General features: G+C 68.2%; 23 protein-coding genes. 20 read left to right on the top strand and 3 right to left on the bottom strand.

Going from position 1 to position 25,189, the window contains the following annotated elements; all coding sequences use genetic code 11:
- The first annotated feature begins 293 nt into the window (after positions 1-293).
- From rho to ABCR94_RS09680, 20 genes are all read left to right on the top strand, one after another.
- Positions 294-2,429, top strand: coding sequence for a transcription termination factor Rho (rho, locus tag ABCR94_RS09775; protein WP_347118811.1), 2,136 nt, complete (start codon positions 294-296; stop codon positions 2,427-2,429).
- Positions 2,430-2,791: 362 nt separating this feature from the next.
- Positions 2,792-4,441, top strand: a complete 1,650-nt coding sequence (locus tag ABCR94_RS09770; RefSeq protein ID WP_521976736.1) for a trypsin-like serine protease — start codon at positions 2,792-2,794, stop codon at positions 4,439-4,441.
- A 193-nt stretch (positions 4,442-4,634) separates the two neighbouring features.
- The gene (locus ABCR94_RS09765) at positions 4,635-5,738 is read left to right on the top strand and encodes an LCP family protein (protein ID WP_347118809.1); all 1,104 of its coding nucleotides are present in this window, start codon (positions 4,635-4,637) and stop codon (positions 5,736-5,738) included.
- 160 nt (positions 5,739-5,898) lie between these two features.
- Complete coding sequence (rpmE, locus tag ABCR94_RS09760) at positions 5,899-6,120, top strand: 50S ribosomal protein L31 (RefSeq protein ID WP_347118808.1); 222 nt, start codon at positions 5,899-5,901, stop codon at positions 6,118-6,120.
- A 136-nt stretch (positions 6,121-6,256) separates the two neighbouring features.
- Positions 6,257-7,336 carry a peptide chain release factor 1 gene (gene prfA, locus ABCR94_RS09755; RefSeq protein WP_347118807.1) on the top strand — a complete coding sequence of 360 codons (1,080 nt, stop codon included), beginning with the start codon at positions 6,257-6,259 and terminating at the stop codon, positions 7,334-7,336.
- A gap of 46 nt (positions 7,337-7,382) precedes the next feature.
- Positions 7,383-8,228 (top strand): peptide chain release factor N(5)-glutamine methyltransferase, encoded by an 846-nt coding sequence (prmC, locus tag ABCR94_RS09750; protein WP_347118806.1) that lies wholly within the window; start codon positions 7,383-7,385, stop codon positions 8,226-8,228.
- A 44-nt stretch (positions 8,229-8,272) separates the two neighbouring features.
- A complete protein-coding gene (locus ABCR94_RS09745) occupies positions 8,273-8,920 on the top strand; it encodes an L-threonylcarbamoyladenylate synthase (protein ID WP_347118805.1) in 648 nt (215 codons plus the stop codon).
- Entirely contained in the window at positions 8,917-9,564 is a 648-nt protein-coding gene (locus ABCR94_RS09740; RefSeq protein ID WP_347118804.1) for an arsenate reductase/protein-tyrosine-phosphatase family protein, read from the top strand. The genes ABCR94_RS09745 and ABCR94_RS09740 overlap by 4 nt, the downstream gene beginning before the upstream one ends.
- Positions 9,565-9,696: 132 nt before the next feature.
- The gene (glyA, locus tag ABCR94_RS09735; RefSeq protein ID WP_347118803.1) at positions 9,697-10,956 is read left to right on the top strand and encodes a serine hydroxymethyltransferase; all 1,260 of its coding nucleotides are present in this window, start codon (positions 9,697-9,699) and stop codon (positions 10,954-10,956) included.
- A 105-nt stretch (positions 10,957-11,061) separates the two neighbouring features.
- Complete coding sequence (locus tag ABCR94_RS09730; protein ID WP_347118802.1) at positions 11,062-12,447, top strand: MraY family glycosyltransferase; 1,386 nt, start codon at positions 11,062-11,064, stop codon at positions 12,445-12,447.
- Between the two features lie 266 nt (positions 12,448-12,713).
- Positions 12,714-13,151 (top strand): Cg1360 family ATP-synthase-associated protein, encoded by a 438-nt coding sequence (locus ABCR94_RS09725; protein ID WP_347118801.1) that lies wholly within the window; start codon positions 12,714-12,716, stop codon positions 13,149-13,151.
- Positions 13,152-13,376: 225 nt separating this feature from the next.
- Complete coding sequence (gene atpB, locus ABCR94_RS09720) at positions 13,377-14,189, top strand: F0F1 ATP synthase subunit A (protein ID WP_347118800.1); 813 nt, start codon at positions 13,377-13,379, stop codon at positions 14,187-14,189.
- Positions 14,190-14,266: 77 nt separating this feature from the next.
- The gene (gene atpE / locus ABCR94_RS09715) at positions 14,267-14,518 is read left to right on the top strand and encodes an ATP synthase F0 subunit C (protein ID WP_347118799.1); all 252 of its coding nucleotides are present in this window, start codon (positions 14,267-14,269) and stop codon (positions 14,516-14,518) included.
- Positions 14,519-14,559: 41 nt separating this feature from the next.
- Positions 14,560-15,102, top strand: coding sequence for a F0F1 ATP synthase subunit B (locus tag ABCR94_RS09710; RefSeq protein ID WP_347118798.1), 543 nt, complete (start codon positions 14,560-14,562; stop codon positions 15,100-15,102).
- Positions 15,103-15,104: 2 nt separating this feature from the next.
- The gene (locus tag ABCR94_RS09705; RefSeq protein WP_347119132.1) at positions 15,105-15,920 is read left to right on the top strand and encodes a F0F1 ATP synthase subunit delta; all 816 of its coding nucleotides are present in this window, start codon (positions 15,105-15,107) and stop codon (positions 15,918-15,920) included.
- 145 nt (positions 15,921-16,065) lie between these two features.
- Positions 16,066-17,661, top strand: coding sequence for a F0F1 ATP synthase subunit alpha (gene atpA, locus ABCR94_RS09700; RefSeq protein WP_347118797.1), 1,596 nt, complete (start codon positions 16,066-16,068; stop codon positions 17,659-17,661).
- A 20-nt stretch (positions 17,662-17,681) separates the two neighbouring features.
- On the top strand, positions 17,682-18,599 hold the full coding sequence (locus ABCR94_RS09695; RefSeq protein WP_347118796.1) for a F0F1 ATP synthase subunit gamma: 918 nt from the start codon (positions 17,682-17,684) through the stop codon (positions 18,597-18,599).
- Positions 18,599-20,041 (top strand): F0F1 ATP synthase subunit beta, encoded by a 1,443-nt coding sequence (gene atpD / locus ABCR94_RS09690; protein WP_347118795.1) that lies wholly within the window; start codon positions 18,599-18,601, stop codon positions 20,039-20,041. Before ABCR94_RS09695 ends, atpD begins: the two co-directional genes overlap by 1 nt.
- A 110-nt stretch (positions 20,042-20,151) precedes the next feature.
- Positions 20,152-20,526: a F0F1 ATP synthase subunit epsilon gene (locus ABCR94_RS09685; protein WP_347118794.1), complete on the top strand. Its 375-nt coding sequence runs from the start codon at positions 20,152-20,154 to the stop codon at positions 20,524-20,526.
- A gap of 125 nt (positions 20,527-20,651) precedes the next feature.
- Complete coding sequence (locus tag ABCR94_RS09680) at positions 20,652-21,098, top strand: DUF2550 domain-containing protein (protein ID WP_347118793.1); 447 nt, start codon at positions 20,652-20,654, stop codon at positions 21,096-21,098.
- A gap of 90 nt (positions 21,099-21,188) precedes the next feature.
- On the opposite strand, the gene ABCR94_RS09675 is transcribed toward ABCR94_RS09680, so the two are convergent.
- The 3 genes from ABCR94_RS09675 to ABCR94_RS09665 form a co-directional block, all read right to left on the bottom strand.
- Complete coding sequence (locus ABCR94_RS09675; protein ID WP_521976734.1) at positions 21,189-23,009, bottom strand: glycosyl hydrolase family 18 protein; 1,821 nt, start codon at positions 23,007-23,009, stop codon at positions 21,189-21,191.
- Between the two features lie 187 nt (positions 23,010-23,196).
- Complete coding sequence (locus ABCR94_RS09670; RefSeq protein WP_347118791.1) at positions 23,197-23,847, bottom strand: response regulator; 651 nt, start codon at positions 23,845-23,847, stop codon at positions 23,197-23,199.
- Entirely contained in the window at positions 23,844-25,043 is a 1,200-nt protein-coding gene (locus tag ABCR94_RS09665) for a sensor histidine kinase (RefSeq protein WP_347118790.1), read from the bottom strand. Before ABCR94_RS09665 ends, ABCR94_RS09670 begins: the two co-directional genes overlap by 4 nt.
- Positions 25,044-25,189 lie beyond the last annotated feature (146 nt).

The following is a 25,189-nucleotide window of genomic DNA, read 5'->3' as shown; positions in this document are numbered from 1 at the left end:
TTTGTGGCGCGGTGCTTTGCGTCCCCCATTCGGGACCACCACCCTTCCGGGAGCCTCCCCAACTGCCTGAGCAGCCTGCCTGAGCAGTTTTGAGCACGCTCCGGAACTGGCGCGACACCCCAGGCTCATCCCAGGAGGGGCAGTAGGGGACATCGAGCCGGACCCCACGCACGTTCCTCTCCGCCGTTTCCCGGCGGACCACCGCCCCGGCACGGTCTCCAAGGCCGCAGTCGGACAGCACAACCGGTCGCCGAGCCAGACAGGCCGACGTCCGCTCCAGGGAAGGACCCTTCGTGAGCGACACCACCGATCTGATGGGCGTGACTGCCGACAAAAATGTCGACAACGCCGCGCCCGCCGCAGGTGCTGCCACTGGTAGTGCCGCACGCCGCCGCCGCTCCGGCACCGGCCTCGACGGCATGGTCCTGGCCGAGCTGCAGCAGGTCGCGTCCGGCCTCGGCATCAAGGGCACTGCGCGCATGCGCAAGAGCCAGCTGATCGAGGTCATCAAGGAAACGCAGGCCGGCAGCCCGTCCGCGGCGAAGGGCGCCGACACGGCAGGCCCCGCCGCCGAGACCAAGCCCAAGCGCCGCGCCACGTCCAAGGCACGTACCGGGGACGACGCCGAGGCCACGGCCGAGGCGCCCGCGGCCGAAAAGGCCGTCGCCCAGCAGCAGATCGACATTCCGGGCCAGCCGGCCAACGACGACCAGCCGGTCGGTGAGCGCCGTCGGCGCCGCGCCACCGCGCAGGCGGGCAGCCCCGAGAGCACTGTTGTGACCGACACCAAGACCGACACCAAGACCGAGACGAAGATCGACACGAAGATCGACACGAAGACCGAGCCCCAGGCCGAGGCGAGGACCGAGGCCCAGCAGGACGGCAAGGCCGAGGCCGCGGTTTCCGCGTCGGCCCAGGAAGGCGCGGACGGCCGCCGGGGCGAGCGCCAGGAGCGCGGCCAGCGCGGTGACCGCCAGCGCGGCAACCGCCAGGACCGTGGTGACCGCCAGGATCGCGGCAACCGCCAGGACCGTGGCAAGGGCGACGACCAGGGCGGCCAGCGCCAGCAGCGCCAGGGCGGCCAGGGTGGCCAGAGCCAGGGTGGTCAGGGCGCTCAGGGTGGTGGCCAGGGTGCGCAGAGCAGCCAGGGCCAGGGCGGCCAGAACAACGGGCCGCAGGACGACGACGAGTTCGGTGACGGTCGCCGCGGCCGCCGTGGCCGCTACCGCGACCGCCGTGGCCGTCGTGGCCGCGAGGAGTTCGGCAGCGACGCACCGCCGGTCACCGACGACGATGTGCTGATCCCCGTCGCGGGCATCCTGGACATCCTCGACAACTACGCGTTCATCCGGACCTCCGGCTACCTGCCGGGCCCGAACGACGTGTACGTATCGCTGGCCCAGGTCCGCAAGAACGGCCTGCGCAAGGGTGACCACGTCACCGGCGCGGTCCGCCAGCCCAAGGACGGCGAGCGCCGCGAGAAGTTCAACGCGCTGGTCCGCCTCGACTCCTCGAACGGTATGGCTGCCGACTCCGGCCGCGGCCGTCCCGAGTTCCAGAAGCTGACGCCGCTCTACCCGCAGGACCGGCTCCGCCTGGAGACCGACCCGGGTGTGCTGACGACCCGCATCATCGACCTCGTCGCGCCCATCGGCAAGGGCCAGCGCGGTCTGATCGTGGCCCCGCCGAAGACCGGCAAGACCATGATCATGCAGGCGATCGCCAACGCGATCACCGTCAACAGCCCCGAGTGCCACCTGATGGTCGTCCTGGTCGACGAGCGTCCGGAAGAGGTCACCGACATGCAGCGGTCGGTGAAGGGCGAGGTCATCTCCTCGACCTTCGACCGTCCCGCCGAAGACCACACCACCGTCGCCGAGCTCGCCATCGAGCGTGCCAAGCGGCTGGTGGAGCTGGGCCACGACGTCGTGGTCCTGCTGGACTCGATCACCCGCCTGGGCCGCGCGTACAACCTGGCGGCCCCGGCCTCCGGCCGCATCCTGTCCGGTGGTGTCGACTCCACCGCGCTCTACCCGCCGAAGCGCTTCTTCGGTGCCGCGCGCAACATCGAGGACGGCGGCTCGCTGACCATCCTGGCGACCGCGCTCGTCGAGACCGGCTCGCGCATGGACGAGGTGATCTTCGAGGAGTTCAAGGGCACCGGCAACATGGAGCTCAGGCTCGACCGGAGGCTCTCGGACAAGCGCATCTTCCCGGCGGTGGACGTCGACGCGTCCAGCACCCGTAAGGAAGAGATCCTGCTCAACTCGGAGGAGCTCGCGATCGTTTGGAAGCTGCGCCGGGTGCTCCACGCACTCGACTCGCAGCAGGCGATCGAGCTGCTGCTCGACAAAATGAAGCAGACCAAGTCGAACGCCGAGTTCCTGATGCAGATCGCGAAGACGACTCCGGGCAACAGCAACGACTGATTTCGCCGTAGCCGCGTCAGTCCGAGCGGTGTCGAACGACGTCAACTGAGCCGCCTCGTCACGGAAGTGACGGGGCGGTTTTGTCGTGCCCGGACACGATGTTGCCAATTCGTGTTCACATTTTCCCCACAAGTGGCTGGTGAGGCCCGCGAGTCGGTCTTACGATCAACCAGCCGCGGGTGGGGGGGATCTCATTGCGCCGTCGTCCGCGACCGGCTCGTCCCTCCCTGTCTCCGGGCATTCGCAGACCTTTGACAGGAGACCGAGTGTTGTCTGCCAAACAGGGCGGGAAGCACAGACGCCGCGTACGCATCGCCGTCCCCGCAGCCGCCGCGCTCATAGCCGCCGGTATAGCGGGCGCGATGCTGATGGCCCCGGCCGGCGCCACCGCCGCGCCCGTGCCGACCCCCGGGATTGAGCCGGGCGTCAGCGCCCCCACCCAGGCGGAACTGGAAGCGCGCCTGCAGTCGGCCGCCAAGAAGGCCGAGCAGCCGGCCAAGCCGGCCAGGTTCTCGGCCGGCGCGAAGATCGACCCGAAGATCATCGGTGGTACGACGACCACCATCGCGTCGGCTCCGTGGATGGCTCAGCTCTTCTACGAGGACGGCGACAATTCCTTCTTCTGCGGCGGCGCCGTCATCGCGCCGACGAAGATCCTGACCGCCGCGCACTGCGTCAAGGGCAAGGACTGGAAGAACAAGGGCACCATCGTCACCGGCACCGAGAAGCTGGCGACCGACGCGGGCCACGGCGGGACTCTGTCCGGCGTCTGGCGCCAGTGGAACCACCCGTCGTACAGCGCGGCCACGCTCGACAACGACATCGCGGTGCTGACCCTGCCGATGCCGGTCAAGGCCAAGCCGATCGCGATCACGAAGTCGGACGACACGGCGTCGTACAAGCCGGGCACCAACGCCACCGTCTACGGCTGGGGCCGCACCACCTCCGCCAACAACGACATCTCGGCGAAGCTGCGCAAGGCGACCGTCCCGGTCAACTCCGATGCCAAGTGCGCCGATTGGATCCTGGGCGACGAATTCGTCAAGGGTCACATGGTCTGCGCGGGGAAGCCGGCCACCGGGCAGGACGCCGGTACGGTAACGGCCTGCAACGGCGACTCGGGCGGCCCGCTGGTCGTCGGCGGCAGGATCGTCGGCGTCGTCTCGTGGGGCATCGAGGACTGTGTCGAGAAGGGCGCGTACAGCGTTTATGCGAAGGTCAGCTCGTACGCCGGCGCTGTCGTCCCGCGGGTCGACGACACCAATCTCACCGGTGACCACCGGGCCGACATCTTCGCCCGCCGCAGCTCGGGCGAGCTGTTCCACTACGCCTCCAACGGCACCAAGTTCGGCGCCCGCGAGTCCTGGGGCGACTACAGCGGCACCAATGTGATCCTCCAGACCGACCAGAACCGGGACGGCTTCGAGGACATGATCGTGCGGACCACCGGCGGCGACGTCTACTGGTCGCGCTACGTGCCGTCCAACGAGGCCTGGGCCAACACGAAGATCGCCTCCGGCTGGGGCTCCCGCAAGCACCTCGTCGTCCCCGGTGACGTCACCGGCGACGCCCTGCCCGACCTGCTGTCCGTCGACTCCGGCGGCACCCTGTGGATCTACCCGGGCAAGGGCAACGGCACCTTCTCGGCCCGTACCAAGGTCGGCACCGGCTGGGGCCAGTACAGCCAGCTGCGCGGCCACGGCGACTTCACCGGCGACGGCAAGGCCGACCTGATCGCCCGCGGCAGCGGCGGCAAGATGTACCTCTACAAGGGCACAGGCAAGGCGGGCGCCGCGGCCTTCTCCGGCCGCGTCCTGGTCCGCACGTGGGGCGGCTACAACGCCTTCGACGCGGCGGGAGACATCACCGGCGACGGCAGGGCCGACCTCCTGGCCCGTACGCCCGGTGGCACGCTCTACCTCTATCCGGGCACCGGCAAGGCCTCCTCGGAGATCTTCGCCACACGGATCACCATCGGCACCGGCTGGCAGCAGTACAACATCTTCGGCTGAAAACCCAGGTGAGAGCCGATCTACGGCCCCTCGCCCAGCCTGCGTCTCCACGCCCTGTGGCCCCTGCCCCCAGCAGGGGCCACAGGGCGTTGTGCAACCCTTCACGGTGATCCGTCGTCTGACAAGAGCAGACATACCGTGCCTGATCACCACGGCAGGGGGTACTGGGAACCGACGAGGGGCTGGGGAACGTATGACGGAGCAAGGCAGGACCGGGCGAATACGGGGGACCGGCAAACGCCGGAGAGAACCCGAAAAGCGCGCCAAGGCACTCAGGATCACCGCGTGGGCCGCGGCGGCCGTGGTGGTGCTGGGCGGCACGGGGCTCGGTTACGTCTACTTCAAGCTCAACGGAAACCTGAAGAGCGTCGACATCAACTCCCAGCTCGGCACCGACCGGCCTACGAACGTCGACAACGGCTCGCAGGACATCCTGGTGCTCGGCTCCGACTCCCGCACCGGCGACAACGCCAAGTACGGCAAGGACGAGGGCGGCGCCCGCTCGGACACCGCGATGATCGTCCACGTATACGAGGGCCACAAGAAGGCCAGCGTCGTCTCGATCCCGCGCGACACCATGGTCAGCCGCCCCGAGTGCACCTCCGAGGGCGGCCAGAAGGACCCCGGCGGGCAGCGCCAGATGTTCAACACGGCGTACGAGGTCGGCGGCCCGGCCTGCGCAGTCAAGACCGTCGAGAAGATGTCCGGCATCCGCATGGACCACTACATCGAGGTCGACTTCAGCGGCTTCAAGACGCTCATCGACGACCTGGGCGGGGTGGAGATCACCACCAAGCAGGCCATCAACGACAACAAGAGCCACCTGGACCTCAAGCCCGGCACGCACACCCTCACCGGCGAGCAGTCCCTCGGCCTGGTGCGGACCCGCAAGAGCGTCGGCGACGGCAGTGACCTGGGCCGTATCCAGCTCCAGCAAGCCTTCATCAAGGCGCTGATCAACCAGGTCAAGGACGTCGGGGTCTTCACCAACCCCAAGAAGCTCTACGACCTCGCGAACACCGCCACCAAGACGGTCACCACCGACTCCGAGCTGTCCTCGGTCAATGAGCTGGTGACCTTCGCGAACGGCCTCAAGGGCATCGGCGCGGGCGACATGAAGATGGTCACGCTGCCCGTCCAGTACGACCCGGCCGACCTCAACCGTGTCATCCCGCTGGAGCGCGACTCCCGCCAGGTCTGGGACGCGCTGCGGCTGGACAAGCCGATCCCGGCCTCCGCGACCAAGGACTCCGCGGGCGACAAGGGCGACGCCGGCAAGGTCGTCGAGAGCTCCTAGTGGGCGCTCCGCCGGGTGCCGGGACGGATCAGGAATACATCCGGGCCTTCTCCCGTTTTGGGAGATACGGCCAGTGCTGGCAGACTGGTACGTCGGTCCCGGTTCACGTGCGCGCAATCCGCGCGTGCGACCCGGAGCCCTCCCGAAACTAGGAGTCACCTTGAAGCGCGACATCCACCCCGAGTACGTCGAGACCCAGGTCAGCTGTACCTGTGGCGCGTCGTTCACCACCCACAGCACGATCTCCAGCGGCACCGTCCGCGCCGAGGTCTGCTCCGAGTGCCACCCGTTCTACACGGGTAAGCAGAAGATCCTCGACACCGGTGGCCGTGTGGCCCGCTTCGAGGCCCGCTTCGGCAAGGCAACCGCCGCCGCGAAGTAGCGAGCCACTGCGCCGGTCCTCAGCCGCTCCTACGGGGCGGGGGAGGACCGGCGCTTTGTCGTGACACACATATATGTCACGGCACCCAGACGCGCAGGCTGCTCTTCCCGTTTACACGCAACCCAGGAGCCCGAAGATGTTCGAGGCGGTCGAGGATCTGATCGGCGAGCACGCCGATCTTGAGAAGAAGCTGGCCGATCCCTCGGTCCATGGCGACCAGGCGAACGCGCGCAAGCTGGGCAAGCGCTACGCCGAGCTGACCCCGATCATCCGCACGTACCTGGCCTGGAAGCAGACCGGTGAGGACATCGTGACGGCCCGCGAGTTCGCCGCCAGCGACCCCGACTTCGCCGCCGAGGCGAAGGAGCTGGAGAAGCAGCGCGTCGAGCTCACCGAGAAGCTCCGGCTGCTCCTGGTGCCGCGCGACCCCAGCGACGACAAGGACGTCATCCTTGAGGTCAAGGCGGGCGCGGGCGGCGACGAGTCGGCCCTGTTCGCCGGCGACCTGCTGCGCATGTACCTGCGGTACGCGGAGCGCGTCGGCTGGAAGACCGAGATCATCGACGCCACCGAGTCCGAGCTGGGCGGCTACAAGGACGTCCAGGTCGCGGTGAAGACCAAGGGCGGCAACGGCGCGACCGAGCCCGGCCAGGGTGTCTGGGCGCGACTGAAGTACGAGGGCGGCGTGCACCGCGTGCAGCGTGTGCCCTCCACCGAGTCGCAGGGCCGCATCCACACCTCGGCCGCCGGTGTGCTCGTCACGCCCGAGGCCGAGGAGGTCGAGGTCGAGGTCGTCGCCAACGACCTGCGCATCGACGTCTACCGCTCGTCGGGCCCCGGCGGCCAGTCCGTCAACACCACCGACTCCGCGGTGCGCATCACGCACCTGCCGACCGGTGTCGTGGCCTCCTGCCAGAACGAGAAGAGCCAGCTCCAGAACAAGGAGCAGGCCATGCGCATCCTGCGCTCGCGGCTGCTCGCCGCGGCCCAGGAGGCCGCCGAGCAGGAAGCCTCGGACGTACGTCGCAGCCAGGTCCGTACGGTCGACCGCTCCGAGAAGATCCGGACGTACAACTTCCCGGAAAACCGGATCTCGGACCACCGAGTCGGCTTCAAGGCGTACAACTTGGACCAGGTCCTCGACGGGGACCTGGACGCCATGATCCAGGCCTGCGTCGACGCCGACTCCGCCGCCAAGCTCGCGGCCGCCCAGTGACCTCTTGACCCGCTAGGTCAGACCCCCTGCAAGCCGGAGGACCGCGATGAATCTGCTGCTCGCCGAGGTGGCCCAGGCCACCCAGCGGCTGGCCGACGCCGGCGTGCCCTCACCGCGGTTCGACGCGGAGGAACTCGCGGCGTACGTGCACGGCGTCAAGCGGGGGGAGCTGCACAACGTCCCGGACACCGAATTCGACGCCCGCTACTGGGAGACGGTCGCGCGCCGCGAGGCCCGCGAGCCGTTGCAGCACATCACCGGACGCGCCTTCTTCCGCTACCTGGAGCTCCAGGTGGGACCCGGCGTCTTCGTGCCCCGGCCGGAGACCGAGTCGGTCGTCGGCTGGGCCATAGACGCCGTACGGGCCATGGACGTCGTCGAGCCGCTGATCGTCGACCTGTGCACCGGCTCGGGCGCCATCGCGCTCGCCATGGCCCAGGAGGTGCCGCGCTCGCGCGTGCACGGCGTGGAGCTGTCCGACGACGCCCTGAAGTGGACCCGTAAGAACGCCGAGGGGTCCAGGGTCACCGTCCACCAGGGCGACGCCAGGACGGCCCTGCCCGAGCTCGACGGCCAGGTCGACCTGGTGGTCTCCAACCCGCCGTACATCCCGCTCACCGAGTGGGAGTACGTCGCCCCCGAGGCCCGTGACCACGACCCGGAGATGGCCCTGTTCTCCGGCGAGGACGGCCTCGACCTGATCCGCTCCATCGAGCGCACCGCCCACCGCCTGCTGCGGCCCGGCGGTGTCGTCGTCATCGAGCACGCCGACACCCAGGGCGGCCAGGTCCCGTGGATCTTCACCGAGGAGCGTGGCTGGGCCGACGCGGCCGACCACCCCGACCTCAACAACCGGCCTCGCTTCGCGACGGCGCGCAAGGCCATGCCGTGACCGACGGCGACCCAGACCAGTTCCCGTACGAGGAGGCCCGTTAAATGGCACGGCGATACGACTGCAACGACGCGACCGACCGCAAGACCGGGCTGCGCGAAGCCGCGGCCGCGGTCCGTCGTGGCGAGCTGGTCGTGCTGCCGACCGACACCGTCTACGGCATCGGGGCCGACGCCTTCAGCTCCGAGGGCGTCGGTGACCTCCTGGAGGCCAAGGGCCGCGGCCGGAACATGCCCACGCCCGTCCTCATCGGCTCCCCGAACACCCTGCACGGCCTCGTCACGGACTTCTCCGAGCAGGCCTGGGAGCTCGTCGACGCCTTCTGGCCCGGCGCCCTGACCCTGGTCGCCCGCCACCAGCCGTCCCTCCAGTGGGACCTGGGCGAGACGCGCGGCACCGTCGCCGTCCGCATGCCGCTGCACCCCGTCGCCATCGAGCTCCTCACCGAGGTCGGCCCGATGGCCGTCTCCAGCGCCAACCTCACGGGCCACCCCGTCCCCGAGGACTGCGACGCCGCGCAGGAGATGCTCGGCGACGCCGTCTCCGTGTACCTCGACGGCGGCCGTACCCCCGGCATCGTCCCGTCGTCGATCGTCGACGTCTCGGGAAAGGTCCCGATCCTGCTGCGGGCGGGCGCGCTCGACGCCGAGGAGCTGCGCAAGGTTGTACCCGACCTTGAGGTGGCCAATTGACCGCCCTTGACGGGCGTGGCATAGCCGAAGGCACCGCGAGCGACACCTTCCGTATCCTCCACGTCAGCACCGGCAACGTCTGCCGCTCACCGATCACCGAGCGGCTGACCCGCCATGCCCTCAGCGACCGCCTGGGCGCGCGCCTGTGCGACGGGCTCCTGGTGGAGAGCGCGGGCACCTGGGGCCACGAGGGCGCCCCCATGGAGGCCAACGCGGCGGCCGTCCTCGCCGACTTCGGCGCGGACGCGACCGGCTTCATCGGCCGGGAGCTGCTCGACGAGCACGTCATCCGCGCCGACCTCGTCCTCACCGCCACCCGCGACCACCGCTCCCAGGTCATCTCCATGGGCCACTCCGCGGGCCTGCGCACCTTCACGCTCAAGGAGTTCACCCGGCTGGTACGGGCCATAGACCCCGCGACGCTGCCCGACCCGATCGAGGACGGCGTCGTCGCGCGTGCGCGCGCCCTGGTGCGCGCGGCCGCGGCGCTGCGCGGCTGGCTGCTCGCACCCAGCGTGGAGGCCGACGAGGTGTACGACCCGTACGGCGCCCCCATCACCTTTTTCCGCTCCATCGGTGACGAGATCAACACGGCCCTCGACCCGGTGGTCACCGCCATCACGGGGATCCCGGCCCGCACCTGACACCGGCCGGTTCCACAGCCGGGACCGGCGGGGCACCGCGTGCGCCGGGCGGTGCGAGCGCTGTGGGCCTACATTGGTTTCGACGCCCAGGTTCGACGCCCAGTGCCCCCTCAGCCAGGCCCGGAGCCCGATATGCCGGTCACCACCGCACCCGTCCAGCCGCCGCACATCGCCCACGGGCCCGGCTTCGACGCGCTGCGCCGCCAGGACCCGGAGATCGCCGATGTCATCCTCGGCGAACTGCGTCGCGAGGCCACCGGACTGCAGCTGATCGCCGCGGAGAACTTCACCTCGCCCGCGGTCCTCGCCGCCCTTGGCTCCGTCCTCGCCAACAAGTACGCCGAGGGCTATCCCGGCGCCCGCCACCACGGCGGCTGCGAGCTGGTCGACGTGGCCGAGCGCCTCGCCACCGACCGCGCCGCCGGTCTCTTCGGCGCCGAGCACGCCAATGTGCAGCCGCACTCCGGCTCCTCGGCGGTCCTCGCCGCGTACGCGGCGCTGCTGCGGCCCGGTGACACGGTGCTGGCCATGGGGCTCCAGTACGGGGGACATCTGACGCACGGTTCCCCGGCCAATTTCTCCGGTCGCTGGTTCGAGTTCATCGGCTACGGCGTCGAGGCCGAATCCGGCCTGATCGACTACGAGCAGGTGCGCCTCCTCGCCCACGCGCACCGTCCCAGGGCGATCGTGGCGGGCTCCATCGCCTACCCCCGCCACCCGGACTACCCGCGCTTCCGCGACATCGCCGACGAGGTGGGCGCGTATCTGATCGCCGACGCGGCGCACCCGATCGGCCTGGTCGCCGGGGGAGCCGCGCCGAGCCCGGTGCCGTACGCCGACGTCGTGTGCGCCACCACGCACAAGGTGCTGCGCGGCCCGCGCGGCGGCATGATCCTGTGCGGCGAGGAGTTCGCCGAGCGCGTCGACCGGGCGGTCTTCCCCTTCACCCAGGGCGGCGCCCAGATGCACACGATCGCCGCGAAGGCCGTCGCCTTCGGCGAAGCGGCGGCGCCGGCCTTCACGACGTACGTGCATCAAGTGGTCGCCAACGCGCGGGTGCTCGCCGACGGCCTGGCGGCCGAGGGCTTCGTGATCACCACCGGCGGCACGGACACCCACCTCATCACCATGGACACATCCCCGCTGGGCGTCGAGGGCCGCACGGCCCGCGGCCGGCTGGCAGCGGCCGGTCTTGTCCTCGACACCTGCGCGCTTCCCTACGGCGACGAACGAGGCATTCGACTGGGTACGGCGGCCGTCACCACGCAGGGAATGAGCGAGGTCGAGATGGCGCGTATCGCCGTTCTCTTCGCGCGGGCCCTGCGAGAAGAGCGTGGAGTTCTGGCGGACGTACAGGAACTGGCTGGACGATTTCCGCCATATCCTCCGTAGTCCTACGTCGTGCAACCATCAACGGGCAATCGAATGTCCTGGAGCATGTGGTGTCGAAGCTAGTGTGTGGGGCTGAGACGGCCGGCGATATCTGTGGGGCAGCCCGTGCGTGAATATCTGCTGACGCTTTGTGTCACGGCGGCAGTGACCTATCTGCTGACCGGGCCGGTGCGGAAGTTCGCCATCGCGATTGGCGCGATGCCGGAGATCCGTGCCCGTGACGTACACCGGGAACCGACACCGCGGCTCGGTGGCATCGCCATGTTCGGCGGTCTGTGCGCGGGTCTGCTAGTCGCGGACAACCTCCAGAACCTGAACAGCGTCTTCGAGCTGTCGAACGAGCCGCGGGCCCTGCTGTCGGGCGCCGCGGTGATCTGGATCATCGGCGTCCTCGACGACAAGTTCGAACTGGACGCGCTGATCAAGCTGGGCGGTCAGTTCATCGCCGCGGGCGTGATGGTCGCGCAGGGTCTGACGATCCTGTGGCTGCCGATCCCCGGCGTCGGCCAGGTCTCGGTGACCGCCTGGCAGGGCAACCTGCTGACCGTGGCGCTGGTGCTCATCACCATCAACGCGGTCAACTTCGTGGACGGCCTGGACGGCCTGGCCGCCGGCATGGTCTGCATCGCCTCCGCGGCGTTCTTCATGTACGCCTACCGGATCTGGTACGGCTACGGCATCGAGGAGGCGGCGCCCGCCACCCTCTTCGCCGCGATCCTGATGGGCATGTGCCTGGGCTTCCTGCCACACAACATGCATCCGGCGAGAATCTTCATGGGCGACTCCGGGTCGATGCTCATCGGCCTGGTCCTGGCGGCGGGTGCGATCTCGGTCACCGGCCAGGTCGACCCGGACGCCCTCAAGCTGTTCACGGGCGGTACGCGCGAGGCCACGCACGCGATGCTGCCGGTCTTCATCCCGCTGCTGCTGCCGTTGACGATCACCGCCATCCCGATCGCCGACCTGCTCCTCGCGGTCGTACGGCGCACCTGGCAGGGCCAGTCGCCGTTCGCCGCGGACCGCGGGCACCTGCATCACCGGCTGCTTGAGATCGGCCACTCGCACAGCAGGGCGGTGCTGATCATGTACTTCTGGTCGGCCCTGATCGCCTTCGGCGCGGTCGCCTACTCGGTGCACTCGGCGAGCATGTGGATCGTCCTGGCCATCGTCGTGCTGAGCGCGGTCGGCCTGGTGCTGCTGCTCCTGCCGCGGTTCACGCCGCGCGCCCCGCGCTGGGCGGAGGCATTCCTGCCGCCGCGCTACCGCAGGCGGCGTACGGCACTCGGCACGGTGGCATCCGATGCCTCCTCGCCCCAGAGCGTCCAGGAGGCGGGGGAGGCGAAGGAGGCCGGGGAGACGGTGGAGGCCGGTGAAGAGGCGGAAGCCGAGGGCCCCGAGGGGGTGCCGGTGCCAGCGGGCGTCAACGGGGCGACCGCGATCGGGCACCGATCTCGGTTCCCTCACCGGCCGGGAACCAAGACATCGCGTTGACGATTTGCCGCACCAAGTGTCAATACCAGACAAAGAGTCAGTCTGTCCTGCACACACGGGCGGGGTCACTCTCATGTGTGACAGTCAGCACACTTACTTGGTAAAGACCTCATCAAATAGTTTGTGATACCGTTCACGAGACCCGGAGGCAGAGCCGAAAGACCGTAGTACGACGGTCTATTGGCCAGAGGTAAGACCTCGGCCCGGGCCTACGCTCGTCCATGACGACACCTACCTGCCCCCCATGAGTAAGCGGAGCTGCCGCCATGCCGTCCAACGACGCCCGGACTCTCCTCCAAGCCGCCGTGCCCGCCACTGTCGCCGGCGCGGTCGCCGTTGCCATCAGTGCCGTGGTCTCCGGTGGCAAGGGAGCGCTCGGCGCGTTCGTCGGCACCCTGGTGGCCGTCCTGTTCATGGGAGTCGGGCTGGTCGTTCTTCAGCGAACGGCGAAGTCGTATCCGCAGCTGTTTCAGGCCATGGGGCTTTTGCTCTACACAACCCAACTGCTGCTGATCTTCGTCCTCATGGCGGTGTTGCAGGACACCACTTTCTTTAATCCCAAGGCCTTCGGCATTTCGCTGGTCGCCACGACGGTTGTGTGGATCGCGGCTCAGGCTCGCGGCTATCTCAAGGCCAAGATCCTGTATGTCGAACCGGACTCCTCCGCCGCTCATCAGGGCAAGAAGTCGGAGTCCTCGTCGTGAGGGGTAGGGCCGGGATAAGTAGTCGTTCGAGACCCTGCTATCGTCCGGTGCCAACTGCGGCACTGCGGGCGCGGGCATCCGAGCTGACGCCTGTTCCATCGCGAGGCTCCATGTCTGAGAGCCGCCCCCACATCCGTTACACCAGTCCAGTGCCGAACCGCGGCTCCTCGCCGCGCCGACACAACGAGGTTGCCGTACCTATGCGCCACGCTGAAGGAGTCCGCGGTGAGTGCTGACCCACAGATGCTCGCCTTCGACCCGAACTGCCATATCTTCTCCGGCTGTGCGTTCCCGGCTCCGGGGCTTCATACGTTCATGTATGAGCCGATCGCAACGGTTGCCGGTTTCGACTTCACGAAGCCGATGCTGCTCGCCTTCCTCGGCACCGTCGTGATTGTCGGATTCTTCTGGGCGGCCTTCAACAAGCCGAAGCTGGTGCCGGGCAAGATTCAGATGATCGGTGAGGCTGGCTACGACTTCGTCCGCCGTGGGATCGTCTACGAGATCATCGGCAAGAAGGACGGTGAGAAGTACGTCCCCTTGATGGTGTCGCTCTTCTTCTTCGTCTGGATCCTGAACGTCTGGTCGATCATCCCGCTCGCCCAGTTCCCGGTAACTTCGCTGATCGCCTTCCCGGCTGCCCTGGCGCTGATCGTGTACGTCCTGTGGGTCAGCCTGACCTTCAAGAAGCACGGCTTCGTCGGCGGCTGGAAGAACATCACCGGCTACGACAAGTCGCTCGGCTGGGTCCTGCCGCTCGTCGTGGTGATCGAGTTCTTCTCGAACCTGCTGATCCGGCCCTTCACCCACGCAGTCCGGCTGTTCGCGAACATGTTCGCCGGCCACCTGCTGATCGTGATGTTCTCGCTGGCCACCTGGTACCTGATGAACGGGCTCGGCTTTGTCTACGCCGGCGCCTCGTTCGTGATGGTCATCACCATGACCCTCTTTGAGCTCTTCATCCAGGCTGTCCAGGCGTACGTCTTCGTGCTCCTGGCCTCCAGCTACATCCAGGGCGCGCTCGCCAAGAGTCACTGAGCCAGCCCCGCCCACCAGAACCAACAGACGTCGGTGGCCAACCCCCACCGGTCCGTGAAAGAGAAGGAAGTAACGGCATGTCCGCTGCTCTCGAAATGGTCAACATCGCCGCCGCAGACGCTGTCTCTGGCAACGTCGCGGCAATCGGCTACGGCCTCGCCGCGATCGGCCCCGGCGTCGGCGTCGGCATCATCTTCGGTAACGGCACCCAGGCCCTCGCCCGTCAGCCCGAAGCGGCCGGCCTGATCCGTACCAACCAGATCATGGGTTTCGCCTTCTGTGAGGCGCTCGCCCTCATCGGCATCGTCATGGGCTTCGTCTACAAGTAAGCCGGACCGACAGCCCAACCCCTTTCACGGAAGGCACTGATGTGAACGCTCTTAGGCTTGCTGCGGAGGAGCCTCAGAACCCCCTCCTCCCGCATCTCGACGAGCTTGTCATCGGCCTGATCGCCTTCGTCATCGTCTTCGGATTCCTCGCGAAGAAGCTCCTCCCGAACATCAACAAGGTTCTGGAAGAGCGTCGCGAGGCGATCGAGGGCGGCATCGAGAAGGCCGATGCGGCCAAGATCGAAGCCGAAAGCGTGCTTGAGCAGTACAAGGCTCAGCTCGCCGAGGCCCGCCACGAGGCCGCCCGCATGCGCCAGGAAGCACTGGAGCAGGGCACTGCGCTGAAGGAAGAACTCCGCGCAGAGGGCCAGCGCCAGCGCGATGAGATCGTCGTCGCCGGCCACACGCAGATCGAAGCCGATCGCAAGCAGGCCGCGCACTCGCTGCGTCAGGACGTGGGCAAGCTCGCCACCGACCTGGCCGGCAAGCTCGTCGGCGAGTCCCTTGAGGACCACGCCAGGCAGAGCCGCACCATCGACCGTTTCCTCAGTGAGCTTGAGGAGAAGGCCGAGGCGGCCCGATGACGATGCACGGAGCGAGCCGCGAGGCACTGGCCACCGCACGGACGAGTCTCGACGCGCTGACCGACAACACGTCGGCCGACGCGGCGAAGCTCGGCGACGAGCTGGCAGCCGTAACCGCGCTGCTCCACCGCGAGGTGTCGCTGCGACGGGTCCTCACCGACCCGGCGCAGGCGGGCGAGGCCAAGGCCCAGCTTGCCGCGCGACTGCTGAGCGGGCAGGTGGGCGGCGAGACTGCCGACCTGGTCTCCGGCATGGTCCGGTCCCGCTGGTCGCAGTCGCGTGACCTGGTCGACGCGATCGAGGAGCTGGCGGCCACCGCCGACCTCACCGCGGCGCAGCAGGCTGGCGCACTCGACGACGTGGAGGACGAGGTGTTCCGGTTCGGCCGGATCGTCTCTGCCAACACCGGTCTGCGGTCCGCGCTGACCGACAAGTCGGCTTCGGTGTCCGCCAAGAGCGAGCTGCTGCGCAGCCTGCTCGGCGGCAAGGCCAACCCGGTCACCGAGCGCCTTGTGGTCCGTCTTGTGGCTCAGCCGCGTGGACGTAGCCTGGAAGCGGGACTCGAATCCCTCTCCAAGCTCGCCGCGGCGCGCCGGGACCGCATGGTCGCCGTCGTCACCTCGGCGGTGCTGCTCACCGACCAGCAGAAGCAGCGCCTCGGCGGTGCACTGGCAAAGCTTTACGGCCGCCAGATGCACCTGAACCTCGAAGTGGACCCCACGGTCCTCGGCGGGATTCAGGTACAGGTCGGCGACGAGGTCATCAACGGCACCATCGCGGACCGCCTCGAAGAGGCGACCCGTCGCATGGCCGGCTGACCAGCCACCAACTGAACAGCACGCAATACCCGTAGTAGTACCAGCGGCCCGGTTGGGCCGTGCAGAGATTGCAGAAGATTCCTGGGGGTCGACCCCCAGACCCCTTTAGAACCTTCGGGCCCAACAAGGAGAGCAGGGAACCCAGATGGCGGAGCTCACGATCCGGCCGGATGAGATCCGGGACGCACTGGAGAACTTTGTCCAGTCGTACAAGCCGGACGCGGCCTCGCGCGAGGAGGTCGGCACGGTCAGCGCGGCCGGCGACGGCATCGCCAAGATCGAGGGTCTTCCCTCGGCCATGGCGAACGAGCTGCTGAGGTTCGAGGACGGCACCCTCGGTCTCGCCCTCAACCTTGAGGAGCGGGAGATCGGTGCGGTCGTCCTCGGCGAGTTCAGCGGTATCGAGGAGGGCCAGCCGGTGCAGCGCACCGGTGAGGTGCTCTCCGTCGGCGTCGGCGAGGGTTACCTCGGCCGCGTTGTCGACCCGCTCGGCAACCCGATCGACGGCCTCGGCGACATCGCGACCGAAAGCCGCCGCGCGCTGGAGCTGCAGGCGCCTGGCGTCATGGTCCGCAAGTCGGTGCACGAGCCGATGCAGACCGGCTACAAGGCCGTCGACGCGATGGTGCCGATCGGCCGTGGCCAGCGTCAGCTGATCATCGGTGACCGTCAGACGGGTAAGACCGCTCTGGCGATCGACACGATCATCAACCAGCGCGACAACTGGCGCACCGGCGACGTGAACAAGCAGGTTCGCTGCATCTACGTCGCCATCGGCCAGAAGGGCTCCACCATCGCGTCCGTACGCGGTGCGCTGGAGGAGGCGGGCGCGCTTGAGTACACGACGATCGTCGCTGCCCCGGCGTCCGACCCGGCCGGCTTCAAGTACCTCGCCCCGTACACCGGTTCGGCCATCGGCCAGCACTGGATGTACGCCGGCAAGCACGTCCTGATCATTTTCGACGACCTGTCGAAGCAGGCCGACGCCTACCGCGCCGTGTCGCTTCTGCTGCGCCGTCCGCCGGGCCGCGAGGCCTACCCGGGCGACGTCTTCTACTTGCACTCGCGTCTCCTTGAGCGCTGCGCGAAGCTCTCCGACGCGATGGGTGCCGGTTCGATGACCGGTCTGCCGATCGTCGAGACCAAGGCGAACGACGTGTCGGCGTTCATTCCGACCAACGTCATCTCCATCACCGACGGTCAGTGCTTCCTGGAGTCCGACCTGTTCAACGCGGGCCAGCGCCCGGCGCTGAACGTCGGTATCTCGGTGTCACGTGTCGGTGGCTCCGCCCAGCACAAGGCCATGAGGCAGGTTTCCGGCCGCCTTCGTGTGGACCTCGCCCAGTACCGCGAGCTGGAGGCGTTCGCTGCCTTCGGTTCCGACCTGGACGCGGCCTCCAAGGCATCGCTGGAGCGCGGTAAGCGCATGGTCGAGCTGCTCAAGCAGCCGCAGTACGCGCCGTTCCCGGTCGAGGAGCAGGTTGTCTCCGTCTGGGCCGGTACCACCGGCAAGATGGACGACGTACCGGTCGAGGACATCCGTCGCTTCGAGGCCGAGCTGCTGGAGTACCTGCGCCGCGAGCGCAAGGAGCTCCTCACCTCGATCGCCGAGGGCGCCAAGATGTCCGACGACACGCTGCAGTCCATCGGCGACGCGATCAAGGCGTTCAAGCAGCAGTTCGAGACCTCGGACGGCAAGCTCCTCGGCGAGGACGCACCGGCCGTCAGCGTCTCCAAGTGACGACGGAAGGGACCTGACTCATGGGAGCGCAGCTCCGGGTCTACAAGCGTCGCATCCGATCCGTCACCGCGACCAAGAAGATCACCAAGGCGATGGAGATGATCGCCGCCTCGCGCATCGTCAAGGCGCAGCGCAAGGTGGCGGCCTCCATGCCGTACGCGACCGAGCTCAACCGCGCGGTGACCGCGGTGGCGACCGGCTCGACCACGAAGCACGCCCTGACCACCGAGGTCGAGGCGCCGACCCGCGCCGCGGTTCTGCTCATCACGAGCGACCGCGGTCTGGCCGGCGGCTACTCCTCCAACGCCATCAAGGCGGCGGAGCGGCTCAGGGAGCGGCTCCGTGTCGAGGGCAAGGAAGTCGACTCGTACATCGTCGGCCGCAAGGGTGTCGCCTACTACGGCTTCCGCGAGCGCAAGGTCGCGGAGTCGTGGACCGGCTTCACCGACAGCCCCACTTACGGGGATGCCAAGAACGTGGCCGCACCGCTGATCGAGGCCATCCAGGCAGAGACGGCCGAGGGTGGCGTCGACGAGCTGCACATCGTCTTCACGGAATTCGTGTCGATGATGACGCAGAACCCGACGGACAACCGGATGCTGCCGCTTTCACTCGACGAGGTAGCCGACGAGAGCAGCACGAAGGGCGAGATCCTTCCGCTGTTCGACTTCGAGCCGTCGGCTGAGGACGTCCTCGACGCCCTCCTGCCGCGCTACGTCGAGAGCCGTATCTACAACGCACTGCTGCAGGCAGCCGCTTCCGAGCACGCCGCCCGTCGTCGTGCGATGAAGTCGGCGACAGACAACGCCGGGGATCTCATCAAGAGTCTCTCCCGGCTCGCCAACGCGGCCCGCCAGGCCGAAATCACCCAGGAAATCAGCGAGATCGTCGGTGGCGCCAGCGCTCTGGCCGACGCGACCGCGGGGAGTGACAAGTAATGACGACCACTGTTGAGACGGCCACGGCCACGGGCCGCGTCGCCCGGATCATCGGCCCGGTCGTCGACGTGGAGTTCCCCGTCGACGCGATGCCGGAGATCTACAACGCACTGCACGTCGAGGTCGACGACCCGGCCGAGGACGGCGCGCGCAAGCTGCTGACCCTCGAAGTCGCCCAGCACCTGGGTGACGGCGTGGTCCGTGCGATCTCGATGCAGCCCACCGACGGTCTGGTCCGCCAGGCCGCGGTGACCAACACGGGTTCGGGCATCACCGTGCCCGTGGGCGACGTCACCAAGGGCAAGGTCTTCAACACCCTTGGCCAGATCCTGAACGACCCGGACGGCGAGGCTCAGATCACTGAGCGCTGGCCGATCCACCGCAAGGCCCCGGCCTTCGACCAGCTCGAGTCCAAGACCGAGATGTTCGAGACCGGCCTGAAGTGTGTGGACCTGCTGACCCCGTACGTCAAGGGCGGCAAGATCGGTCTGTTCGGTGGTGCGGGCGTCGGCAAGACCGTCCTCATCCAGGAAATGATCATGCGTGTGGCGAAGCTGCACGACGGTGTTTCCGTGTTCGCCGGTGTCGGCGAGCGCACCCGTGAGGGCAACGACCTCATCGACGAGATGACCGAGTCGGGCGTCCTGGACAAGACCGCACTGGTCTTCGGCCAGATGGACGAGCCGCCGGGCACCCGTCTTCGGGTCGCGCTTTCTGCCCTGACCATGGCGGAGTACTTCCGCGATGTGCAGAAGCAGGACGTACTGCTCTTCATCGACAACATCTTCCGTTTCACCCAGGCCGGCTCCGAGGTCTCCACGCTGCTCGGCCGTATGCCGTCCGCAGTGGGTTACCAGCCGACCCTGGCCGACGAGATGGGTGTGCTCCAGGAGCGCATCACCTCGACGCGTGGCCACTCGATCACCTCGATGCAGGCGATCTACGTCCCCGCGGACGACCTGACCGACCCGGCTCCGGCGACCACCTTCGCGCACCTCGACGCGACGACGGTGCTTTCCCGGCCGATCTCGGAGAAGGGCATCTACCCGGCGATCGACCCGCTGGACTCGACGTCCCGCATCCTGGACCCGCGTTACATCACGCAGGACCACTACGACACCGCCATGCGGGTCAAGGGAATCCTGCAGAAGTACAAGGACCTCCAGGACATCATCGCGATTCTCGGCATCGACGAGCTGGGCGAAGAGGACAAGCTTGTTGTCCACCGCGCCCGTCGCGTCGAGCGTTTCCTGTCGCAGAACACGCACGCCGCCAAGCAGTTCACAGGCCTGGACGGTTCGGACGTACCGCTCGACGAGTCGATCGGCGCGTTCAACGCGATCTGTGACGGCGATTACGACCACTTCCCGGAGCAGTCGTTCTTCATGTGTGGTGGCATTGAGGACCTCAAGGCCAACGCCAAGGAGCTCGGCGTCTCCTGAGTCCACGGACTCGATGGAGAGGGGTGGGTATGTCCCGCCCCTCTCCGCACGCCCCCTAGAATTGACCCAACACCCGGCTGAACCGCCGGGTGGTGACCCGAGGAGCCACCTTGGCTGCTGAGCTGCACGTCGAGCTGGTCGCGGCGGACCGTAACGTCTGGTCCGGCGAGGCCACCCTGGTTGTCGCACGCACCACGTCCGGCGACATCGGCGTCATGCCCGGTCACCAGCCGCTTCTCGGTGTGCTGGAATCGGGCCCGGTGACGATCCGTACGAGCGACGGCGGCACCGTCGTCGCCGCTGTCCACGGCGGTTTCATCTCGTTCGCGGACAATAAGCTCTCGCTGCTCGCCGAGATCGCGGAGCTTGCGGACGAGATCGATGCCCAGCGCGCCGAGCGTGCGCTGGAGCGTGCCCAATCGGCAGAGGACGCCGCCTCCGAGCGGCGCGCCGATGTCCGACTGCGCGCGGTGGCGGGGCGCTGAGTCCCGCGCCGAGAGATTTGCCCTCAGCCGCGGCCCGTACTGGATAATCCAGACCGGGTCGCGGCTGAGGCGATGTATCCGAAGTTCTGATTCTGTTACCGGATGACGCGAGGAGGTCGGTGGAGATGTTCCTCGCCCTGCTTGTGAGCGGCCTGATCGTCGCACTGGTGTTGGTGGGGCTCTTCGTTTTCGGTCTGCGCCGGCGGCTGATCCAGCGCTCGGGCGGCACCTTCGACTGCAGCCTGCGCTGGGACACCACCGAGGAGACCGATCTCTCGGGCAAGGGATGGGTGTACGGCGTCGCCCGCTACAGCGGCGACCGGATCCACTGGTTCCGCGTGTTCTCGTACTCCCCGCGCCCGCGCCGCGCCCTTGAGCGCGCTTCCATCGAGGTGCTCTCGCGCCGCTCCCCGGAGGGTGAGGAGGAACTGGCGCTGCTTTCCGACGCCTTCATCCTCGGCTGTTCGCACCGCGGTACGCGCCTTGAGCTGGCGATGAGCGAGGACGCTCTGACCGGCTTCCTCGCCTGGCTGGAGGCCGCGCCTCCCGGCCAGCGCGTCAACGTGGCGTAGTCCCGTAGGTATCTCGTAGGCCCTCACCACGCACAGCGAAACCGGGGAGACAGTCACTCGTCTCCCCGGCTTTTTCATGCTGTGTGGTGGCTACTTCAGACCGTTGTTGATCGCGGTCACCAGCTCACCGTTGGTGGTGTCACCGCTGAACTCCCAGAAGAACGCGCCTCCCAGGCCCTGGCCCTTCGCCCAGGTCATCTTGGAGCCGATGGTGGCCGGGGTGTCGTAGCTCCACCAGTCGGTGCCGCAGTACGCGTACGCGGTGCCGCCGACGGTGCCGTTGGCCGGGCACTTGGTCTTGAGGATCTTGTAGTCCTCGATGCCCGCCTCGTACTTGCCTGCCGCGGCGCCGGTCGCCGTGCCACCGGGCTCCTTCTGCGTCACGCCGGTCCAGCCGCGTCCGTAGAAGCCGATGCCGAGCAGCAGCTTCTTGGCGGGTACGCCCTGGGCCTTGAGCTTGGCTATCGCGTCGGCGGAGTTGAAGCCGGCCTGCGGGATACCCGGGTACGACGTCAGCGGGGAATGCGGGGCCGTCGGGCCCTTCGCCGCGAAGGCGCCGAAGAAGTCGTACGTCATCACGTTGTACCAGTCGGAGTACGCGGCGGCTCCGGCGTAGTCGGCGGCGTCGATCTTGCCACCGTTCGAGCCGTCGGCGGTGATGGCGGCGGTGACCAGGTTGTTGGTACCGAACTTGCCGCGCATCGCCTGCATCATGTTCTTGAAGACGGCGGGGCCGCTGGTGTCACAGGACAGACCGCAGGCGTTGGGGTACTCCCAGTCCAGGTCGATGCCGTCGAAGACATCGGCCCAGCGCGGGTCCTCCACCAGCTTGTGACACGAGTCGGCGAACGCCGCCGGGTTCTTCATCGCCTCGGTGAAACCGCCGGACCAGGTCCAGCCGCCGAAGGACCACAGCACCTTGATGTTGGGGTGCTTGGCCTTGAGCTTGCGCAGCTGGTTGAAGTTGCCGCGCAGCGGCTGGTCCCAGGTGTCGGCCTTGCCGTCGACGCTCTGCTCGGCGGTGTACGCCTTGTCGGTCGCCGCGAAGGCGTCACCCATCGTGCACTTGCCGCCGACGACGTTGCCGAACGAGTAGTTGATGTGGGTGATCTTGCCGGCGGAGCCCGAGGTGTCCAGGTCCTTCACGTGGTAATTGCGGTCGTAGACGCCCCACTCGGTGAAGTAACCGAGCTTGATCTGGCCGCCCGGTTCCGGGTCGGTGCCACCGCCGGTGGTCCGCACGGCGCGGGCGCCGCTGACCGGACCGGTCTGGTCGGCGGTGTCACGCGCCTGGACCGTGTACGAGTAATCGGTGCCCGCGGAGAGCGTGTTGTCCGTGTACGAAGGCGTGGTGACCGTCGCGACCTTGGCACCGCCACGCAGGACGTCGTAGTTCTTGACGCCCTTGTCGTCGGTGGCCGCGGTCCAGGCGAGCTTCACCGATGTGTTGGTGATGGTGCTCGCGGACGGGGTGCCCGGTGCGGTCGGCGGGGTGTCGCCGGGCACCGAACCGCCGTCGCAGGACGCGCCGTTGAGCTTGCAGCCGCTGGGGGAGCCGGTGCCCTTGCCGTTGAAGCCGAAGCTCGCGGTGGCGCCGGGGGCGAGGTTGCCGCCCCAGCTCTTGTTCTTGGCGGTCCAGTGGTTGCCCGCGTTGGTCACATCGGCGTCCCAGGCGGACGTCACGGAGGTGCCCGCGGGGAAGTCCCATTCGACAGCCCAAGAGCTGATCGTGGTGGTGCCGGTGTTTTTCACCGTCCACTTGCCCTCGAAGCCGGTGCCCCAGTCGGAGCTCTTCGTGTACGAGGCGGTCGCCGACTCGGCGGCCTCGGCGGGGGAGGCCAGGCCGACCATGGCGGCGAGCGGGACGAGCAGCGCGGTGAGGCCGGCTGTCGCTCTGGATCTCAGACGCATGCGTTGGCGGGGGGATGCAGTACTCAAGGGTGCTCCCGTGAGAGAGGTCCAACAATGACGGAGGTGGGACCTGCGCCGCCGGTGAGCACCTTCTTTGTCATGACAGGCTCACCACTGCGGTGCGGTGAGCGTAAGAAGGTCTGTACCAATCGTCAAGAGGTCTGGACCAGCTGAGTTTGCCGGGCGTTCAGATACCCAACTCCTGAGCGAGCACGGCGGCTTGCACCCGGCTGCGCAGGTCAAGCTTCCCCAGCAGGCGGCTCACGTGCGTCTTCACCGTGGCTTCGGCCATGGTCAGCCGCACGGCGATCTCCGCGTTCGACAGGCCCTCGCCCAGGCAGCAGAGCACCTCGCGCTCCCGCCGGGTGAGGGACTTCAGCGCCTCCGGACCTGGCGCGTTGGGCGAGCGTACGGGCGAGGGCGCGGCGAATTCCGCGATCAGCCGGCGGGTGACGGCGGGCGCGATCAGGCCCTCGCCGCGCGCGACCGTACGTACCGCCTCGATCAGGTCCTTCGCGTCGGTGTTCTTCAGCAGGAACCCGGAGGCGCCCGCGCGCAGCGCCCCGAAGACGTACTCGTCGAGATCGAAGGTGGTCAGCACCAGGACGTCGGCGAGCCCCTCGGCGACCACCTGCCGGGTGGCCGACACCCCGTCCAGGCGTGGCATCTGCACATCCATCAGGACCAGGTCGGGGCGGAGCTCGCGGGCCAGGCGGACCGCGGCCTCGCCGTCCCCGGCCTCGCCGACGACCTCGATGTCCGGCGCGCTGCCCAGGATGAGCACCAGACCGGCGCGTACCGCCGACTGGTCCTCGGCGACCAGAATCCGGATCGTCATGCGTGCAGCTCCGTATCGTCCTCGACGGGAAGTTCCGCCCGTACCTGCCAGATCTTGATGTCGTCGTCCGTACTGATCGGCCCCGCCTCCAGGGTCCCGTCGAGCAGGGTGACCCGCTCCTGCATGCCCACCAGACCCGCCCCCGAGCCCGGCGCCCGCGGTCCGGGGCGCTCTCCGTACGGGCTGGTCACCGTCACGGACAGCAGCCGGTCGGTGTGGGCCAGGGTCACCGCGACCGTGCCGGGCGACGCGTGCTTGAGCGCGTTGGTCAGCGACTCCTGGACGATCCGGTACGCGGCCATCTCGACCGGGGCGGGCAGCCGGCCGCCGGGCGGGCGGGTGTCGTCCAGGGTGAACACGAGGCCGCTGTCGGCGCCGACCGTGCGCGCCTGGTCGAGCAGGACGTCGAGACTGCCCAGCGCCGGGGCGGCGGTCGGCTCCTGGTCGCCGCTGCTGTCGCGGAGCAGACCGATCAGGCGCCGCATCTCCGAAAGACCCTGGACGCTGTTCTCCCGGATGACGGCGAGTGCGTCGGTCGATGCCTTGGGGGTGCCGATGGACAGGGCCGCCGTGGAGTGGATGGCGATGGCGGAGAGGTGGTTGGCGACCATGTCGTGCAGCTCGCGGGCCATCCGGGACCGCTCGGCGGTGATCGCCTGCGTCCGGTCGATCTCGGCGAGCAGCGCGGTCTGCTCGGCGCGCAGCCGCGCCGCGACCGCCGCCTCGCGATGGTTGCGCAGGGTGGCGCCGGTGAGGGCGGGCGCGAAGGAGACCAGGCCGGTGATCACGCCGATCAGCAGGGCCTCCGGCCGCTGGAGCCAGGCCAGGGCCGCGATGGTCACGGCCACGGTGACCAGCCCGGTGGCGACCGGGATGCGGCGGGCGGAGGCGGGTGTTCCGTACACCACGGCGGCGTACATCAGGTCCGTGAACATCATGACCGTGCCGAGGCTGCCCACGGTGAACTGGTCCGTGATCACCGCGAGGGTGCCGACGGCCAGGATCGTCCGGGGCATGGACCTGCGCAGCAGTTCGAGGGAGGCCATCACCGCGAGCGGGACGAGGGCGGTCCAGCCCGGCAGCAGATAGTGATTGTTCGTGCTGTGCAGGCCCAGGGTCCACATCAGAACCCCGCCGGACAGGCCGAGCACCGCGAGGATGACGTCGTCGCGATGGGGGCGGGGGAACCAGGTCACTCCACCATCCAACACGGTGCGCCGGGCCGCGTCCTCCCCGTCCGGGGTGAGCCGACGCTACATCGAAGGATGCAGTGATGGTTCCTCACTCACGACGACGCCTCGCGGCCGCGCGGGCGACAGGCTTGGAGCGTAACGGGAGGAGA

It is taken from the genome of Streptomyces changchenzhani (assembly GCF_039766235.1).
Taxonomy (GTDB): domain Bacteria; phylum Actinomycetota; class Actinomycetes; order Streptomycetales; family Streptomycetaceae; genus Streptomyces.
This window is presented reverse-complemented; position numbering and strand designations above follow the sequence as displayed.

Excerpts from the sequence above, each read along its gene's own strand:
- ABCR94_RS09770 (WP_521976736.1), top strand. The coding sequence starts at position 2,792 with ATGCTGATGGCCCCGGCCGGCGCCACCGCCGCGCCCGTGCCGACCCCC.
- ABCR94_RS09765 (WP_347118809.1), top strand. The coding sequence starts at position 4,635 with ATGACGGAGCAAGGCAGGACCGGGCGAATACGGGGGACCGGCAAACGC.
- prfA (WP_347118807.1), top strand. The coding sequence starts at position 6,257 with ATGTTCGAGGCGGTCGAGGATCTGATCGGCGAGCACGCCGATCTTGAG.
- prmC (WP_347118806.1), top strand. The coding sequence starts at position 7,383 with ATGAATCTGCTGCTCGCCGAGGTGGCCCAGGCCACCCAGCGGCTGGCC.
- ABCR94_RS09745 (WP_347118805.1), top strand. The coding sequence starts at position 8,273 with ATGGCACGGCGATACGACTGCAACGACGCGACCGACCGCAAGACCGGG.
- glyA (WP_347118803.1), top strand. The coding sequence starts at position 9,697 with ATGCCGGTCACCACCGCACCCGTCCAGCCGCCGCACATCGCCCACGGG.
- ABCR94_RS09725 (WP_347118801.1), top strand. The coding sequence starts at position 12,714 with ATGCCGTCCAACGACGCCCGGACTCTCCTCCAAGCCGCCGTGCCCGCC.
- atpE (WP_347118799.1), top strand. The coding sequence starts at position 14,267 with ATGTCCGCTGCTCTCGAAATGGTCAACATCGCCGCCGCAGACGCTGTC.
- ABCR94_RS09705 (WP_347119132.1), top strand. The coding sequence starts at position 15,105 with ATGCACGGAGCGAGCCGCGAGGCACTGGCCACCGCACGGACGAGTCTC.
- atpA (WP_347118797.1), top strand. The coding sequence starts at position 16,066 with ATGGCGGAGCTCACGATCCGGCCGGATGAGATCCGGGACGCACTGGAG.
- ABCR94_RS09695 (WP_347118796.1), top strand. The coding sequence starts at position 17,682 with ATGGGAGCGCAGCTCCGGGTCTACAAGCGTCGCATCCGATCCGTCACC.
- atpD (WP_347118795.1), top strand. The coding sequence starts at position 18,599 with ATGACGACCACTGTTGAGACGGCCACGGCCACGGGCCGCGTCGCCCGG.
- ABCR94_RS09680 (WP_347118793.1), top strand. The coding sequence starts at position 20,652 with ATGTTCCTCGCCCTGCTTGTGAGCGGCCTGATCGTCGCACTGGTGTTG.
- ABCR94_RS09675 (WP_521976734.1), bottom strand. The coding sequence starts at position 23,009 with ATGCGTCTGAGATCCAGAGCGACAGCCGGCCTCACCGCGCTGCTCGTC.
- ABCR94_RS09670 (WP_347118791.1), bottom strand. The coding sequence starts at position 23,847 with ATGACGATCCGGATTCTGGTCGCCGAGGACCAGTCGGCGGTACGCGCC.